This is a genomic window from Flavobacterium erciyesense, assembly GCF_018069925.1.
In the GTDB taxonomy this organism is placed as follows: Bacteria; Bacteroidota; Bacteroidia; order Flavobacteriales; family Flavobacteriaceae; genus Flavobacterium; species Flavobacterium erciyesense.
In genome coordinates this window covers 483691-499623 of sequence record NZ_JAGPXB010000001.1, presented here as the reverse complement: position 1 = coordinate 499623, position 15933 = coordinate 483691, and the positions used below count along the sequence as shown (strand labels likewise).

Here is a 15933-nt window from a genome sequence, read left to right as displayed (position 1 = left end):
AATAATCATGGATTTAAAAGAAATTCAAAATCTAATCAAATTTGTAGCAAATTCTGGTGTTGCAGAAGTTAAATTAGAAATGGATGATGTAAAAATCACTATTAGAACTACTCTAGAAGGTAATGTAACTGAGACTACTTATGTACAGCAAATGCCAGCTCAAGCTGCACTTCCGCAAGCTGTAGCTCCAGTACAAGTAGCCCCTGCAGCAGTTCCTGCAGAAGCTCCAGCAGCTGAGAATGCAAACTATGTGACAATTAAGTCGCCAATTATTGGGACTTTTTACAGGAAACCATCTCCAGATAAACCAATGTTTGTTGAAGTAGGAAAATCAATTGCCAAAGGTGACGTATTGTGCGTAATCGAAGCAATGAAATTATTTAACGAAATCGAGTCTGAGGTTTCTGGTAAAATTGTAAAAGTATTGGTTGACGATATGTCACCAGTAGAATTTGATCAACCATTATTCTTAGTAGATCCGTCATAATTTTTAAAAATTCCAATATACAAATTATAAAATCCTACGAGATTGAATTTGGAGATTGGAATTTGTAATTTTAAAAAAAAGAAGATGTTTAAAAAAATATTAATCGCAAATAGAGGCGAAATTGCATTACGTGTTATCAGAACATGTAAAGAAATGGGAATTAAAACAGTTGCTGTTTACTCTACTGCTGATGCGGAAAGTCTTCACGTAAAATTTGCTGACGAAGCAGTTTGTATCGGGCCAGCGCCAAGCAACTTGTCCTATTTGAAGATGTCTAATATTATCGCTGCCGCAGAAATTACGAATGCTGATGCGATTCATCCAGGATACGGTTTCTTATCTGAAAATGCTAAATTTTCTAAAATTTGCCAAGAGCACGGTATTAAATTTATTGGAGCTTCTCCTGAAATGATTGATAGAATGGGTGATAAAGCTTCGGCAAAAGCAACCATGATTGAAGCAGGAGTTCCATGCGTACCAGGTTCGGTAGGTATTTTGGAGTCATACGAACAAGCCTTAGGCTTAGCGAGAGAGTTCGGATTTCCAGTAATGCTAAAAGCTACTGCTGGAGGTGGAGGAAAAGGAATGCGTGCCGTATGGAAAGAAGAAGATTTATTGAAAGCATGGGAAAGTGCTCGTCAAGAATCAGCTGCTGCGTTTGGAAATGACGGAATGTATCTTGAAAAATTAATCGAGGAGCCACGTCATATCGAAATTCAAGTAGTAGGTGATGCTTACGGTAAAGCTTGTCACCTTTCTGAAAGAGATTGTTCTGTACAAAGACGTCACCAAAAATTGACCGAAGAAACTCCTTCGCCATTCATGACTGACGAATTGCGTACAAAAATGGGAGAGGCAGCTGTAAAAGCAGCCGAATTTATTAAGTACGAAGGTGCTGGAACGGTTGAATTCTTAGTAGATAAGCACCGTAATTTCTACTTCATGGAAATGAATACACGTATTCAAGTGGAGCACCCAATTACAGAGCAAGTTATCGATTATGATTTAATTAGAGAGCAAATTTTAGTTGCAGCTGGTGTGCCAATTTCTGGTAAAAACTACTTGCCTCAATTACATGCTATCGAGTGTCGTATCAATGCTGAGGATCCGTACAATGATTTCCGTCCTTCTCCAGGAAAAATTACTACATTACACATGCCAGGAGGCCACGGTGTACGTTTAGATACACACGTGTATTCAGGATATACAATTCCGTCAAATTACGATTCGATGATTGCTAAGTTAATTACAACTGCGCAAACTCGTGAAGAGGCTATCAGTAAAATGAGAAGAGCTTTAGATGAATTCGTAATCGAGGGAATTAAAACAACAATTCCGTTCCACAGACAACTGATGGATGAGCCAGCATACATTGCGGGTGATTATACCACAGCGTTTATGGACACATTCAAAATGAATGCTCCAGAATAATTTTGAACATAATTATATTCTAAACCTTGCAGCAATGCAAGGTTTTTTTTTTGCATTCACTTTATAAAAACATTCTATTTTGGGTAATTTTTACTCAGCTCTCTACAGGTTTTACCCATATATTTATTTGGTTAGTAGTTCGGTATTTGTTTTAAATGGCTTAAAATGTGGTATTTATGGATATGGCAGGTTGCTTTTTAGAATTGGTATAATTTTTCCATTATACTAAACATCAAACGTTATTCACTAACTTAAATATAACTATTATGAAAAAGTACATTTTATCAGCAGCAATTGTTTTAGGTAGTTTTGCAACTCAAGCAGCAAACACAGTAGAAGTAAACCCAGTTAGTAAAGAAGTTGTTTTACAAGAAGAATATACTGAGGTGAAATTAGAAGTTGTGCCAACTGCCGTAAAAGAAGCACTTAAAAAGGCATATCCAGAAGCAGTTTTAGACAAAGCATTTGTGAATGCTAATAAAGAGTATAAATTGGAAATCACTTTGGGTGACAAAAGAGGTAATCTTTTTGCAGATGCAAATGGCAAATGGATTCAAAAATAAGATCACAAAGATCGTAATGAAATAGTTAATGTCAGAGACCGGAAAGCTGCTGTTCACACGGATGCTCATGGCGACTAGATAGATACATAATTGGGTGGTTTTTTTATTATTAAAAAGGGAGATTGTACATGTATAATCTCTCTTTTTTTATTTAAAAACAGACTGATAACAGCAAAAATAGCTGTATTTTAGCAGTAAAGTAAAAAATGTAATGGCTAAAATATTATTAATCGAGGACGATGTACCTTTTTGCAAACTTCTTGAGAAATTTTTGACAAAAAAATCATTTGAAGTAGTGACGGCTTTCTCAGCAGCCGAGGGCAAAAATTGCCTAAAGTCTGCTGATTTTGATTTAGTTATCTCTGATTTGCGATTACCCGATTACGACGGTCTTTTGCTTTTGTCTGAAATAAAATCAGACTTTCCTAATCTGCCCGTTTTGCTCATGACCGGTTATGCCGATGTAAATACTGCTGTGAAAGCAATTAAAAATGGCGCTACAGATTATATTTCAAAACCTTTTAATCCTGAAGAGGTTTTAATAGTAATTGCTAATGCGTTAGCTCAAGAGCCTTCTGAAGAAACAGCGTTGTCCAGCGTTCCGACTAAACCTAAAAAACAAGTTCAAAGTACGCCTTCAACAACTTTCGTAAAAGGAATTTCAAAAGCTTCTCAAAAATTAGCAGAGTATATTCAGCTCGTTAGTCCAACTAATATGTCAGTGCTTATCATTGGCGAAAGCGGAACGGGTAAAGAAGTTATCGCTAAAAGTATCCATCAAAATAGTACGCGAAAAGATACTCCGTTTATTGCTGTCGACTGCGGTTCAATACCAAAAGAATTGGCTGCGAGTGAATTTTTTGGACATGTAAAAGGTTCTTTTACCGGCGCCATTCAAGATAAGGTTGGTTTTTTTGAAGCTGCTAATAACGGAACTGTTTTTCTAGATGAAATTGGGAATTTATCATACGAAAATCAAATACAATTGTTACGTGCTTTACAAGAACGCAAGATAAAGCCAGTTGGCAGCAACAAAGAAATTGCAGTTGATATTCGCATCATTACCGCTACAAACGAGGATTTAAGAGAGGCCGTAAAAAAAGGGGATTTCCGTGAAGATTTGTACCATAGAATTAATGAATTCTCAATTCATTCGCCTTCTTTGGTAGAACGAAATGAAGATTTGATGCTTTTTGCTGATTTTTTTCTGGAAAAAGCCAATCAAGAATTACAAAAAGACGTTTTAGGATTTTCTCCTGAAGTTATTTCTATTTTTCAAAAATACAATTGGCCAGGAAATTTAAGAGAATTGCAAAACTGTATTAAGCGTGCGACTTTGTTAACGCAGGGCGAGTTGGTACAAAAGGAAGCTTTGCCTGCTGAGTTTTTTCAAGAGGATGCTACGATTAACTCTGATTTTTCTCTATCGGAAAACGAAAAAGAAACTATTCTTGAAGCGCTTGCTAGAACCAATCAAAATAAAACGGAGGCTGCTAAATTGCTTCAAATCAACAGGAAAACATTATACAATAAGTTGAAGTTGTACAATATCAATTAATTTCTTTTTGGAGTAAAACAAACAGAGCGTTCATCTTTATGCTCAATTCATTTGCCAAGGCAACTGCATCTATTGAATGATAGGATTCTCTTTCTAATCGATCTAAAATTGTGCTGATGTGGTTGGCTTTTATCTGCTTGAACATTGGACTCATTTTATGCGCGATGTTTTGCACTTCAGCTGCATTTTTGTTTTCTATCGCGTTATTCAAAAGAGCTACATTTTCTATTGAACTAGTCATGAAATTTTCAAGAATTTCTCGTAATTCATCTTCCTGATCCGGTAAAAAAGCTCTTAACTCTTTTAACGAAAACAGTTTTGTAACCGTTTTTTCTCTCGCTTTTTTAGTCGATGCTGTAGGTATTTCACGCTGATTTAAAATAGCGCTTATGGTTTTAAGCAAAATTTTAGGTGTGTATGGCTTGTAAATTACAGTACTAAAACCAGCATCAAGATAGTAGCTTTTATCAAGGTCATTGCGTCCTGTTACGGCAATAATAGGTTGTTTTTTGGTGATATATTCGGCACTTTTTTGAACACTTTGGAGTAGCTCAAATCCATCTATAACGGGCATTTGTATGTCGGTAATTATAAAGTCGTAGTCGTGCTGCTCCATCCACAGTAGGGCTTCGTTGGCTTCTTGAAAAGGATAGACAATATAGTTGTTGTTTCTTAAAACTTCGGTTGTTAGTTGTAATAAATTGCGGTCATCGTCTATTAAAACACCTACTTTCTTTTCACCTGAAATTTCTATTTTGTCTTCAGGATTTTCAGTTGACACCGGAGCAAATAGTAGCGGCAACGTAATTGTAAATGTACTACCTTGGCCAAGTGTGCTGTTTAGTTGTAAATCGCCGCCGAGAATGGATGCCATTTTTTTAGAAATGGTTAGTCCAAGACCTGTTCCTCCGTATTTTTTTTCGATTTGGTCATTGGCTTGTGTGAATTCTTCAAAAATGATTTCCTGATTTTCTGTCGCAATTCCTATTCCGCTATCGGCAACTGAAATGCGAATGTTTTCATGCGTTGCATCTATTTGTGCCGAAATTTTGATGGTTCCTTTTTCAGTAAACTTGTATGCGTTTCCTATCAGATTGGTTAAAATTTGACGCAAGCGAAATGGATCACTTAAAATAGGTTGTTGCAATTTTGGGTCAATATCGAGTTTCAATTCGATATCTTTTTGTGCGTAAATGGCTTGAACACTTACTGCTACTTCTTGAATATTTTTAGAAAGTGAAAACGGAATTTTTTCGATGGCAATTTTTCCCGCCTCGATTTGAGTAAAATCAAGTAAATCTTGTACCAATTGCGCAATATAATCGGAGGAACCTTTGATGTTTTTGGCAAAATGAATTTGTTTGTTGCTGAGTTCAGAATTACTTAATAATTCAGAATAACCCATGATGGTACTCAAAGGTGTTTTTAAATCATGGCTCACGGTAGCGATCAGTTGTTCTCTGCTTCGAAGTAATTTTTTGGCCTTCAGGTTGGCTGCTTCGAGCTGCTTTTTATACAATTGAGATTTAGAGAAATCATTCAAAATTGCAATTAAAAACGCCATGGTTAAGATCAAACCAATAATAGCGGCGCTGGTTACAATTCGGTTTGTTTTTTGTAAAGAGGCTTCTCTTTTTAAATAATTGCTTGCTGTGCTGCGAATAATTTCTTTTTCAATACTGCCCAAAACTTGACGCAATTGATCTGAGATGGACAATTCATTTTGCAGTAATTTTTTTTCCTCGGCACTTACTAGTTTTTTCTTGGTACTCGTTTTAGTTTGTACTTGATTTAAAAGTTTTTTGGATACACTTACAATCGAATCGGATTCTTTCTTGCTTAATGTATTTGTACTATCGTCGGGAATGTTTTGATTGAGATACGTCACATATTTTTTCAATACATTTCGCTCGTAGTCTCCCATTTTATTGGGATTTTGTACAAAATCTTCTAATTGCAACTTACGCAATGACGATTGCATTTTGGTTAAATCGGTTATCGCAGTACTTACAGCTTGTTCGTCTTCTGATTTGCTTTTAATCGCTTTTAACTTCAGTATATTTTTGGTTTTTTTACCAAGTAGTACCTGAACACTGTCTAGTAATTTTATTTGATTGGGTGTATTTACAGCTTTTTTTAGCGAATCAATTGCGATTGTTAGTGCGTTGGTTTGTTTCAAATAGTTGTTGTAATCGCCATTTTTACCGGATTGTACCGCAGCACGACCCATACTTTCTGTTTTGTATAAATCAGCAAGTACATTACTAACTTGTAAAACGGCACTGTTATTTGACGAAGGATTGTTATTTGTTGTTGAAAAACGCTGGTTTTCTTCGTACAAAAACCAGGCTACGCTGCCAAATAATAGTATTAAAAGGAGATAGCCCAAGAGCACTTTAACAGGGATGTAGTTTAATTTGAAATCCATTCTTCAAAGTTAAAAATTAGTACACACTTTTAAGTTAAGATATTCCAAATAGTGACTCTTATATAAAAAATAACCCCACAAAAAGTGAGGTTATAGTCATCCAATTTATAAAGTTTCTTTCAGCCATTTAAAAAATTCGTACTGCCAAACTTGTGCATTTTGTGGTTTCAGTACCCAGTGGTTTTCTTCGGGAAAGTATAAAAATCTACTCTTAATACCACGTAGTTGTGCAGCCTGAAACGCTTCTTGACCTTGGCCAGTTGGCACTCTAAAATCTTTACCACCTTGAATAATCAAAATAGGGGCATTCCATTTGTCAACAAAATTGATAGGATTAAAAGTCGTGTAGGCTTTTTGCGCCACAGTATTATTTTTATCCCAATACGGTCCTCCAAAATCCCAATTCGTAAAAAACACTTCCTCAGTAGTGCCGTACATACTTTGAGTGTTGAAGATACCGTCGTGAGCAATAAAAGTTTTAAAACGGTTGTTGTGAATTCCCGCCAAATAAAAAGCCGAATAACCACCATAACTAGCACCCACGCAGCCCAAACGCGTTTTGTCTACATAACTTTCTTTGGCCACATCATCGATTGCTGCTAGGTAATCATCCATTACTTGACCACCCCAATCGGTACTAATTTTTTCATTCCACTCCACGCCATGACCTTGCATTCCGCGACGGTTTGGTGCTACAACAATGTAGCCGTTTGCAGCCATTAATTGCAAATTCCATCGGTAGGAATAAAATTGTGTCAAGGCAGATTGTGGCCCACCTTGGCAATACAATAAGGTTGGGTATTTTTTTGAGGCATCAAAATTAGGTGGCAATACAACCCAAACAAGCATTTTTTTGCCATCTGTTGTGGTCACATATCTTTTTTCGACAGTACTTAATTGTAATGATTTGTATGTAGCACTGTTAACTTCTGTAAGTTGCTGCCAAGTTTTTTTCTTGAAATGATACGAGAAGAGTTCTGCTGCATGATTCATATCCGTTCTTGAAACTACAATTGTCTCTCCAACTACTCCTACCAAATCATTTACATCAAAAGCGCCGCTAGTAATTTGACGTACTGTGATGGCAATCCTTGTAACGCCCGGAAAGTTGACTTCGAAAAGTTGTTTGGTTCCGTCAACTGCAGCTGTAAAATATACTTTGCTACCATCCGGACTCCACATAAAACTATCTACGCTACCGTCCCAGTTGGCAGTTAAGTTCATTTTGGCACCATTAAAAAGAACGATAATGTCATTTTTATCCGCCTCATAACCATCGCGTTTCATTTGTAAATAAGTCAAATATCCTTTTGGTGAAAATTGTGGTGCGGTATCATAACCTTTGTTTTCTGCAGTTAAATTGGTGGTTACGCCTGTTTCTAAATTGTATTCAAACAAATTAGTATCGGTTGAAATAGCGTAATTAGTACCTGCTTTTTTCTTGCTTACGTACACAATGCGCTTGCTATCTGGTGACCAAATATAATCTTCGTCGCCACCAAAAGGTTTTTGAGGGCTATCAAAATTTTCGCCTTTCATGATATCAATTCCCGTTGCGCCTTCTTTGTTTTCTTTGTAAAAAACATGGTTGTAGCTGCCTTCGTTCCAACTGTCCCAATGACGGTAGTTCAAACCATCATAAATTTGTACATCAGAATTTTGCAAAGCGGGATAAAAATCTTTTCCATGAACATTTTCAATCTTTACGGCTTCGTCATAAACGATGTATTGGCCGTTTGGTGAAATGTTTTTGTTGGGTAAAATTGCTGTTGTTGACTCTAATTCTTCAGCAACGCCACCACCTACTGGAATTGCGAATCGCTTGCTAACTGATTTGTTAGCAGCAACATCAGGAGTACTCACTTGGTAAATTATGTTTGTACCATCTTTTGATAGGCCTAATGGAGTTACGCGGCCCAATTTCCAGAGCAATTCAGGTGTCATTACATTTTGTGCCATAGTATTTAAACTCAACATTAATAAAGGAAGAAGCAGTATTTTTTTCATTCGAACAATTATTTTTGGATGCTAAAATTAGCCATTTTTTTTCGATTGAAGATGCTTCATCAACTGTTTCTGGTGGGTATTCATACAGTCAAGGCTGAATAAATTGGTGTTCAATGTGTTACTTTTTTGTAAATAAGCTCCAGTTAAAGATTAATTTCTTTCCTGTAATTAGCCTCAAAAAAGTATTATTTTTATAAAAAATTTCGAAAATGGATTTGAGTTATTGGGAGTTGAAAAATTGGTTTACAAAAGTAGATTATACCATCGTAGGCAGCGGAATCGTTGGTTTGCATGCTGCGTTGCGCTTGCGCGAAAGATTTCCAGAGAGTAAAATTCTAGTTTTAGAAAAAGGAATGTTGCCACAAGGTGCGAGTACTAAAAACGCTGGTTTTGCCTGCTTTGGAAGTATTTCGGAGATTATAGATGATTTGAATTCGCATTCCGAAGAAGAAGTGATGCAACTCATCCAAAAACGTTGGCAAGGTTTGCAACTACTTCGTAAAAATTTGGGAGATGCTGCAATCGACTTTAAGCCTTTTGGAGGTTATGAATTGTTTTTACAAGATGATGAAAGTACCTATCAAGAATGTATTTCGAAGCTACCTTTTATAAACGAAATTTTAAGACCGCTCTTTAAGGCAGATGTTTTTGCGAAACAAATAGATCGTTTTGGGTTTCAAGGCGTGCAAGATTATGTGGTGTATAATCCGTTCGAAGCACAAATAGATACGGGTAACATGATGCAAGCACTACTAAAAAAAGCTATTGCAAATGATATTTTGATTCTAAACCAACAAACAGTTACGGCCTATGCAGATTTAGAAAGTGGAGTAGAAGTAGCACTGGGCGATTTTAGTTTTTTCACTCAAAAACTTTTATTTGCTACCAATGGTTTTGCCAATTCGCTAACGCAAGGAGCCGTACAGCCCGCGCGTGCTCAAGTGTTAATTACGCAACCTATTCCTAATTTAGATATTAAAGGAACTTTTCATTTAGATAAAGGCTATTATTATTTCCGAAACATTGGTGACAGAATATTGTTAGGCGGCGGTAGAAACTTAGATTTTGAAACCGAAAACACTACGCAATTGGGGCAAACAGAAATTGTACAAAAAAAATTGGAACAATTGCTAAAAGAAGTAATTTTGCCGCGATATGACTTTGAAATTGCTCATCGTTGGAGCGGCATTATGGGAATGGGAAATAGCAAAAAACCAATTGTGTCGCAACTATCAAATCATGTGTATTGTGGCGTGCGTTTGGGCGGAATGGGAGTAGCAATAGGCAGTTTAATAGGAACAGAATTAGCAGATTTAGTATAATGGGAACCAAAATAGCACCAAAAAAATCAAGACAAACTAGCAAGAAGCAAACGATAACTTGGCAATCAAAACTCAGAAATTTTTTGGTGAAGGCTTTGCTTTGGTTTTTTGGGATATCTATTTTCTTTGTTGTGTTGTACAAATTTGTTCCGGTTTATTTTACGCCGTTAATGGTCATTCGTGCTATCGAAAATAAGTTCTCAGACAAAGAAGTGTATTTCAGTCACGACTGGGAGCCTATTGAAAATTTGTCAATGAATTTGCAAAAAGCAGTGATTGCCAGCGAGGATGGTACTTTTTTAAAACACAACGGTTTTGATTTTGTAGCCATGCAAAAAGCCTATAAAAGCAATGAACGGGGCCGAAGAATAAAAGGTGGTAGTACCATTTCACAACAAACGGCCAAAAACGTTTTTTTATGGCAGGGCCGTAGCTATTTGCGCAAAGGTCTCGAAGCTTATTTTACTGTTTTAATTGAACTAATTTGGGGCAAAGAACGCATCATGGAAGTGTACTTAAACAGTATCGAAATGGGGAATGGAGTATATGGTGCTCAAGCCGCCGCCGAACATTGGTACCGCAAAAGCGCTTCAAGCTTGACCCCGAAACAAGCCGCAGGAATAGCTGCAATTTTACCTAATCCTCGAAAGTATTCCGCAATAAGTTCGTCGTCGTACATTAACAATCGCAAAACTAAAATCGTAAGAATCATGCGCTCTGTTGGCAAGATCGATTATGGTAAATAATTTTTTGAAATTTAATACAGACAAACAAAAACCGCAATAACTTTGAGTTATTGCGGTTTTTATGTTTTGCTAGTAGTAGTGTGCAATTTGTGTAAAACATGTATAAAAAAAAGCACTTACAGATTTTACTATAAGTGCTTTATTGTAATTGTGGAGAATATCGGATTCGAACCGATCACTTTCCCGAATGCTTTCGGGACGCTCTATTCAAATGAAGTATTCACGTAACAACAATAAAACAAAAAAGCCTCACATTGCTATAAGGCTTAATTGTAATTGTGGAGAATATCGGATTCGAACCGATCACCTTCCCGAATGCTTTCGGGACGCTCTATTCAAATGATTTATTTTCAATTAAATACTCAATATATTTTCTACTTTTTTTCTTTTTGATTTCCATCTCTCTTTTTACAGCAAATGAACGAGAATCAAAAATTTCAAAATAAACTAATATCCAATCTTTAGCCACTTTTGTATAAGCACTTCTACTATTTAAATGATCATTAAGTCTATTTTGAATATTTTCACAGGATCCAGTGTAATATTTATCCAAAGTCTTAGAAAAAATAATATAAGTATAAAACATAGGCCTTAAATTAAAAAAGCCTCACATTTCTGTGAGGCTTGATTTTCAATTAGTGGAGAATACCGGATTCGAACCGGTCACCTCTTGCCTGCCAGTAAAAATAAATAATCTTCGAAGCAGCTATTAATAAACGTGTTACGGATTACTGTCTATTTTTATTGCAGAAAAATTGCAGAAAAGCGTTGTTTTTTCTGTTCTCTTTTAATGATTTTTTCTAGCTTTTCCACTAGTTCCGAGCTTGTTTCTGAAATCTCTAAACTCAATTCTAAATCTTCATTTTCATTTACAGCCATTACCAATCTGATTTTTTACTAGGAATTGATTCGCTCAAAATAAATTCTTTAAGTTTAGTATTTGTTACGTTGAAATATAAAGGAATTGTTTCAGGGTAATATTTATACCTTCCTTTGATCTCTCCCTTTTTATTGTAATACTCATCAATTTTTTCAAAATTTTCAGGGAACCAACCTCCTCTAGTATATTGCCCTGGGGCAACATAATATTGAAGTTCAATTACATCAAATTTATATTTGCCTTCTTTGAATGATATTTCTATTTGATATTTAGTATCAAAGCAGTTTTTCATTCCTAATATGTTCAAACAAATTAAACTACTTGAAGCTCCTTCGATTCTGACATAGTCATTTTCAATTTGTGCTTTTATTACCTCTTTTGGGTTTTTGTAAGTTACAGAAATCCAGTCTAATGTTTTTTTATACATTTCTGCAGCTGTCTTGTCTTTACATTCTGTAACTATGTAATCTGTGAAGCCATCTTTTGTAAGTTTAAATTCAGTTTCCTGTCCGAAAGTTATTCCGGTAACCATAACGAATAAACAAAGTAATTTTCTCATATATAAACTGTCTTATTTTGATTTCTGAAATGATTTTAATTTTACGTAATCATTAAAACGTACTATTATGAAAATTAAAAATCTATTTCGGTTTTGTTTTGATTACGAAGCGCGAAAGCTTCGAAAAAAAGCCGTACAGTTAGCCTTAAAATCTAACGTTGATAGCGCTTGTATTACTCAAGTTGCAATAAAAATCGAAAATTATATCAAAACTGGAACTTTATAGTTCTAGTTTTGATTTTACTTCCTCATATGTTTCGGTTGTGTATATTGCTTTCGGATAGAGGTCGGAGCTTCGAGCGATCAATAGTGTAATTTTTGCTCCTTCGTCTGATGGTTCTATCGTTGCAATGCCTGCAATTCCGATAATTATTGGTCCGTTGTGAGTTGTTAGTTCAATAAGTTGTTTGCTCATAAATTTAGTTTTTAAATATTAACCACGGGACATCACCTGTCCATATTACTTTTTACTGGACTTACATCCTGTGTTTTTATGTCTTTTAATTCCTGCAGCAATGCTATTTGATTTTCTAGGCTGCTTATGGTTTTGTCTTTGTCTCTTAGTGCGCTATTAAGTAAATAATTCACTTGCTCTAGCTGCTCTACTTCTTTCGGGTTTTGGTTGTTTACGGGCTGCGTGTTTAAGTCCATTGCTCCATTGCCAAACAGTACCCACTCAGTGTTTAGTTCCGGGAAAGCTTTTTTTATTTTTTGCAATACTCCCATGCCTAGTGGTAGGCTGCCTTTGAGCAAACTTGCAGTGTTGTTATAGTTGATATCGCATTTTAATGCAAAGTCTTTAATGCTAATTTTTTGCTTTTCTGTAAATTCTGTTAGTCGTTTCGCTACTGGTTCTGTCTCTTGGTATTCATCTTTGATATCTTCATTAAAATTTGATTTCAGCATTTCGCCTTCTCCAAATCTTAACCAGCCCAAATTTAATTGAGGATACTTTTCTGCTATGAAGTCTAATTTATCGGCTCCGATGCTTTTGTTCAGATTATTAACATAGCCTGTAGATACCGAAATAGACTTTTCGAAAGCCGAAATCGACAAATTACTATGCTTTATAAAAATCCTAAGCCTTTCTTTTATATTCATTATCAGTGAGTTATGAAAAAGTTTAAACAAAATCAGAATATATTCTGAAAAATTGCTTGTTTATCAGAGTTCACTCTGTATATTTGTAAACATATAACGGTTATGTAACTAAAATAAAGGTACAATTATTATTACATCCACAAATAGCAGATAACTATGATAACGCCAAAACAAAGAAAAGAATTCACAAAAGCAGTGGGAACTCGCTATGTTAAAAGGATTAGAGCGTTTTTGGAAGAAAAAAATATTGTAAATAGTGAAGGAAATCCTTACTCAGACTCGACAATTAAGCATGTTTTTAATGGAAGTTTTAGCAATGACGCTATAGAAAATGCATTTTATGAAGTATGTAAAGAAGCAAAAAAATCACACGTAAAAGAACGTGTTTTTTAAAATATAATATTTAATTCTATCTGACGGCAAATACCACAAGCCTCCAATACAGGGTTTTTCATTGTAAAATTTGAAAAAAGTCACCCCAGGGTGCAAGGTTCGATTCCTTGGTTGGAACAATTAAAAAAACAAAAATGGGAAATTCGGATTCTTTAAAGCAAAAATTGGAGGGCTTTATTATGACTCCCAATGAATTGGCTGAAAAAATGCAAAGCGGAAAATTTACTTTTTACCAACCGGTTGACATAAAAACTCTGGAGCAAGAAGCGATTGATGACGGCATGACATCCGAGGTTTTTAGAATGGTAATATTTCATCATTTAAGGGAGCGATTTGTCAAGAACAGGCGCAATACTAAAGATAATTTAGCACAAGAAATTTATAGTTTATGACAACAGTAGATATAAGAACAACGGAAATACCTCCAGGATTTAGGGCTGTGATCATACCAGAAAAGGTGTTTAATTTCTTGATCAATCGTCAAGATTGGTCAGAGGTTGAAGAACCAACCATTAACCAGGTTGCTGAACATTGCAATTTATCAATTAGAACAATCAAAGAAGACATGAAAAAACAGGATTGTCCTTTAAAAATTTCTACAAAGGGAGCAAGAGGCCGCGGGAGTCAAACTAAGTTTCACAAGTTTACGGTTGAACTCTATAAAAAATACAAAGACAAATAGTCAAAAAAAAACCCAAAGTCGGGAAACTTTGGGCAAATAGCATATTAACGTTCAAATACATATAACTATGGAAAACAAAGGTACAATAAAAGATTTCAATAATCCAAATTTAATTCATCGATTGCCAGCAGGCATGTTAAAGGGAGATTTTTCTACGGAGCTCTTTAGTGATCGAAGCACCAAAAAAGTGTATGCGGTTACTAATGGCACGACTGTTTCATTTGACGAAATCGACCCTGTATTAAGAGCGCAAGTTTTTGAGCGATTGCTGAAAGATGAAAAAGCCTTAGAATCCTTGAAACATTTAAACCAAAAAGAAGCTACAGAGCACTATGCGTTTTGTGTTTTTGGTGCTGCTGATAGCACTGCAGATTTTTGTGCGGATGGGATACTTCAAGAGGCTGATAATTTCATTTGCTCAGACAATTGTATTTGCCTGCACTGGAATAGTAAAAAAATGAAAATTGACGGTGAGGTACTTACCCCGCGACAACTGGAAGTTGCAAGATTGTTAGCCACTGATTTATGTGACAAACAAATTGCAGATCAATTAAATATAAGTTTATCAACACTTGATACACATAAGAAAAACCTTTTTGAGAAATGCAATGTTTCTTCAAAAACAGGTTTGGCAATAAAATTAATTGATAACAAAATAATTCAGTAGTCATGGAGGTAGTAATCATTAACGGAAAATGGACGCTTAATAACAAAACCTATGCGGAGTTATACGGCAGAGAAAGAAGAATCTTTGAGGTGCTAATTGCTATCAAGCAAGTAAACACAATACTAGCTTCAAAGAGAATTATTCATTTACAACAATAGTAGCATATGAAATTAGTAGAGTTAGAAAAATTTTTAGAGGAATGTATTAAATGTGAAGTTCCATTCCCTAAAAACACAATGACTTTTGTTGTTGATGATTTTCATTCAATTGTTCCAGAGGAGCATCACAATACTAAAAATCTTGAATTTAGATTTAAAGTAGAGCAGGAATTTAGGATGGTTCATATCATACCACCAGTAATATAACAGCTATGGCATTGATAAATTCTAAAAACAACTTGATTGAATATATCAAACGAACGCAACGGCAAAAAGAAGTTTTGCAATTGTCTGTGATGTTTGATGAAGTCGAGAAAGAGCAAATAAGTCAATGCTTTGATGATTTAAGACAGATTTGCGAAAGGCGTTTAGCAAAACAAGAAAGTGAAGATAAACAAACCCTGGATTCGAAAACTTAGATAGAGGAGTTTCAAAAGGACGTCATTTTAGAATCTATCGCACAGCAAGGAAAAGGATGAGAGAGATTAATGTTGAGTGTGCGGGTTCGATTCCCGCCCTTGTTACAAAGGCATAAAACTTAATGAGTTTTGTGCTTAAAGGAACCCGTCTGCACTGAAAAAGCAGTAACTCCCTAGAAGCGCTGGCACAAATAGTGCCAGGCTGAAAGGTTAAATTCAACTAAAAAAATAATAAAAATGCTAAAAACAATTCAAAAATGCAATGCCTATAAAGCGCTGGATACAGTGGCTCAAAAAGTAGTAAGCAAAAGGCAAATGATAACTCAAATAGCAGATGCCGTTCAGCAAGCGCGCTGTATGGGACTAGAGAATTGGAGAAAAATAACTCCAATTATGTCAAAATATCAAAAAATTGTAGAGGAAATAGTAACGTAACATGAAAAAAATAAACCTAGAAAATCAGTTTGCATTTTTCTTAGAATCAGTAGGACTGAATGCGGATGTAATGCCCGCTGATTAATTACAGGAAAGA

General features: G+C 35.4%; 22 protein-coding genes. 15 read left to right on the top strand and 7 right to left on the bottom strand.

Annotated elements, in window-relative coordinates; genetic code table 11:
• Positions 1–7: 7 nt before the first annotated feature.
• The 4 genes from accB (at position 8) to KBJ98_RS02280 (ending at position 4039) form a co-directional block, all read left to right on the top strand.
• Positions 8–487 (top strand): acetyl-CoA carboxylase biotin carboxyl carrier protein, encoded by a 480-nt coding sequence (accB, locus tag KBJ98_RS02295; RefSeq protein WP_210788073.1) that lies wholly within the window; start codon positions 8–10, stop codon positions 485–487.
• A gap of 84 nt (positions 488–571) precedes the next feature.
• On the top strand, positions 572–1918 hold the full coding sequence (accC, locus tag KBJ98_RS02290) for an acetyl-CoA carboxylase biotin carboxylase subunit (protein WP_210788072.1): 1347 nt from the start codon (positions 572–574) through the stop codon (positions 1916–1918).
• Positions 1919–2184: 266 nt separating this feature from the next.
• Positions 2185–2481: a hypothetical protein gene (locus KBJ98_RS02285; RefSeq protein ID WP_210788071.1), complete on the top strand. Its 297-nt coding sequence runs from the start codon at positions 2185–2187 to the stop codon at positions 2479–2481.
• Positions 2482–2692: 211 nt separating this feature from the next.
• Positions 2693–4039 carry a sigma-54-dependent transcriptional regulator gene (locus tag KBJ98_RS02280; protein ID WP_210788070.1) on the top strand — a complete coding sequence of 449 codons (1347 nt, stop codon included), beginning with the start codon at positions 2693–2695 and terminating at the stop codon, positions 4037–4039.
• Here the strand turns inward: KBJ98_RS02280 and KBJ98_RS02275 are convergent.
• Both KBJ98_RS02275 and KBJ98_RS02270 read right to left on the bottom strand, forming a co-directional pair.
• On the bottom strand, positions 4032–6467 hold the full coding sequence (locus KBJ98_RS02275) for an ATP-binding response regulator (RefSeq protein WP_210788069.1): 2436 nt from the start codon (positions 6465–6467) through the stop codon (positions 4032–4034). The genes KBJ98_RS02280 and KBJ98_RS02275 overlap by 8 nt on opposite strands.
• A 105-nt stretch (positions 6468–6572) precedes the next feature.
• Positions 6573–8474, bottom strand: coding sequence for a S9 family peptidase (locus KBJ98_RS02270; RefSeq protein WP_210788068.1), 1902 nt, complete (start codon positions 8472–8474; stop codon positions 6573–6575).
• Positions 8475–8683: 209 nt separating this feature from the next.
• Between KBJ98_RS02270 and KBJ98_RS02265 the strand changes: the two genes are divergently transcribed.
• Positions 8684–9796 carry an NAD(P)/FAD-dependent oxidoreductase gene (locus KBJ98_RS02265; protein ID WP_210788067.1) on the top strand — a complete coding sequence of 371 codons (1113 nt, stop codon included), beginning with the start codon at positions 8684–8686 and terminating at the stop codon, positions 9794–9796.
• Complete coding sequence (mtgA, locus tag KBJ98_RS02260) at positions 9796–10542, top strand: monofunctional biosynthetic peptidoglycan transglycosylase (RefSeq protein WP_210788066.1); 747 nt, start codon at positions 9796–9798, stop codon at positions 10540–10542. The genes KBJ98_RS02265 and mtgA overlap by 1 nt, the downstream gene beginning before the upstream one ends.
• 331 nt (positions 10543–10873) lie before the next feature.
• On the opposite strand, the gene KBJ98_RS02255 is transcribed toward mtgA, so the two are convergent.
• The 3 genes from KBJ98_RS02255 to KBJ98_RS02245 form a co-directional block, all read right to left on the bottom strand.
• Positions 10874–11128: a GIY-YIG nuclease family protein gene (locus tag KBJ98_RS02255; RefSeq protein WP_210788065.1), complete on the bottom strand. Its 255-nt coding sequence runs from the start codon at positions 11126–11128 to the stop codon at positions 10874–10876.
• A 155-nt stretch (positions 11129–11283) separates the two neighbouring features.
• On the bottom strand, positions 11284–11421 hold the full coding sequence (locus KBJ98_RS02250; protein ID WP_210788064.1) for a hypothetical protein: 138 nt from the start codon (positions 11419–11421) through the stop codon (positions 11284–11286).
• On the bottom strand, positions 11421–11981 hold the full coding sequence (locus tag KBJ98_RS02245) for a DUF4468 domain-containing protein (protein ID WP_210788063.1): 561 nt from the start codon (positions 11979–11981) through the stop codon (positions 11421–11423). The genes KBJ98_RS02250 and KBJ98_RS02245 overlap by 1 nt, the downstream gene beginning before the upstream one ends.
• A 67-nt stretch (positions 11982–12048) precedes the next feature.
• Between KBJ98_RS02245 and KBJ98_RS02240 the strand changes: the two genes are divergently transcribed.
• Positions 12049–12207 carry a hypothetical protein gene (locus KBJ98_RS02240; protein WP_210788062.1) on the top strand — a complete coding sequence of 53 codons (159 nt, stop codon included), beginning with the start codon at positions 12049–12051 and terminating at the stop codon, positions 12205–12207.
• Here the strand turns inward: KBJ98_RS02240 and KBJ98_RS02235 are convergent.
• Positions 12202–12396, bottom strand: coding sequence for a hypothetical protein (locus tag KBJ98_RS02235; protein WP_210788061.1), 195 nt, complete (start codon positions 12394–12396; stop codon positions 12202–12204). The two genes, KBJ98_RS02240 and KBJ98_RS02235, sit on opposite strands and share 6 nt — an antisense overlap.
• Positions 12397–12428: 32 nt before the next feature.
• Positions 12429–13082: a hypothetical protein gene (locus tag KBJ98_RS02230; RefSeq protein WP_210788060.1), complete on the bottom strand. Its 654-nt coding sequence runs from the start codon at positions 13080–13082 to the stop codon at positions 12429–12431.
• Between the two features lie 156 nt (positions 13083–13238).
• Between KBJ98_RS02230 and KBJ98_RS02225 the strand changes: the two genes are divergently transcribed.
• From KBJ98_RS02225 to KBJ98_RS02190, 8 genes are all read left to right on the top strand, one after another.
• A complete protein-coding gene (locus KBJ98_RS02225) occupies positions 13239–13475 on the top strand; it encodes a hypothetical protein (RefSeq protein WP_210788059.1) in 237 nt (78 codons plus the stop codon).
• Between the two features lie 134 nt (positions 13476–13609).
• Complete coding sequence (locus tag KBJ98_RS02220) at positions 13610–13867, top strand: hypothetical protein (protein WP_210788058.1); 258 nt, start codon at positions 13610–13612, stop codon at positions 13865–13867.
• Entirely contained in the window at positions 13864–14157 is a 294-nt protein-coding gene (locus tag KBJ98_RS02215; RefSeq protein ID WP_210788057.1) for a hypothetical protein, read from the top strand. Before KBJ98_RS02220 ends, KBJ98_RS02215 begins: the two co-directional genes overlap by 4 nt.
• Before the next feature lie 67 nt (positions 14158–14224).
• Entirely contained in the window at positions 14225–14824 is a 600-nt protein-coding gene (locus KBJ98_RS02210) for a response regulator transcription factor (RefSeq protein WP_210788056.1), read from the top strand.
• Between the two features lie 2 nt (positions 14825–14826).
• The gene (locus KBJ98_RS02205; RefSeq protein WP_210788055.1) at positions 14827–14982 is read left to right on the top strand and encodes a hypothetical protein; all 156 of its coding nucleotides are present in this window, start codon (positions 14827–14829) and stop codon (positions 14980–14982) included.
• 6 nt (positions 14983–14988) lie between these two features.
• A complete protein-coding gene (locus KBJ98_RS02200) occupies positions 14989–15189 on the top strand; it encodes a hypothetical protein (RefSeq protein WP_210788054.1) in 201 nt (66 codons plus the stop codon).
• Positions 15190–15194: 5 nt separating this feature from the next.
• The gene (locus KBJ98_RS02195; RefSeq protein WP_210788053.1) at positions 15195–15401 is read left to right on the top strand and encodes a hypothetical protein; all 207 of its coding nucleotides are present in this window, start codon (positions 15195–15197) and stop codon (positions 15399–15401) included.
• A gap of 237 nt (positions 15402–15638) precedes the next feature.
• Positions 15639–15836, top strand: coding sequence for a hypothetical protein (locus KBJ98_RS02190; protein ID WP_210788052.1), 198 nt, complete (start codon positions 15639–15641; stop codon positions 15834–15836).
• Positions 15837–15933 lie beyond the last annotated feature (97 nt).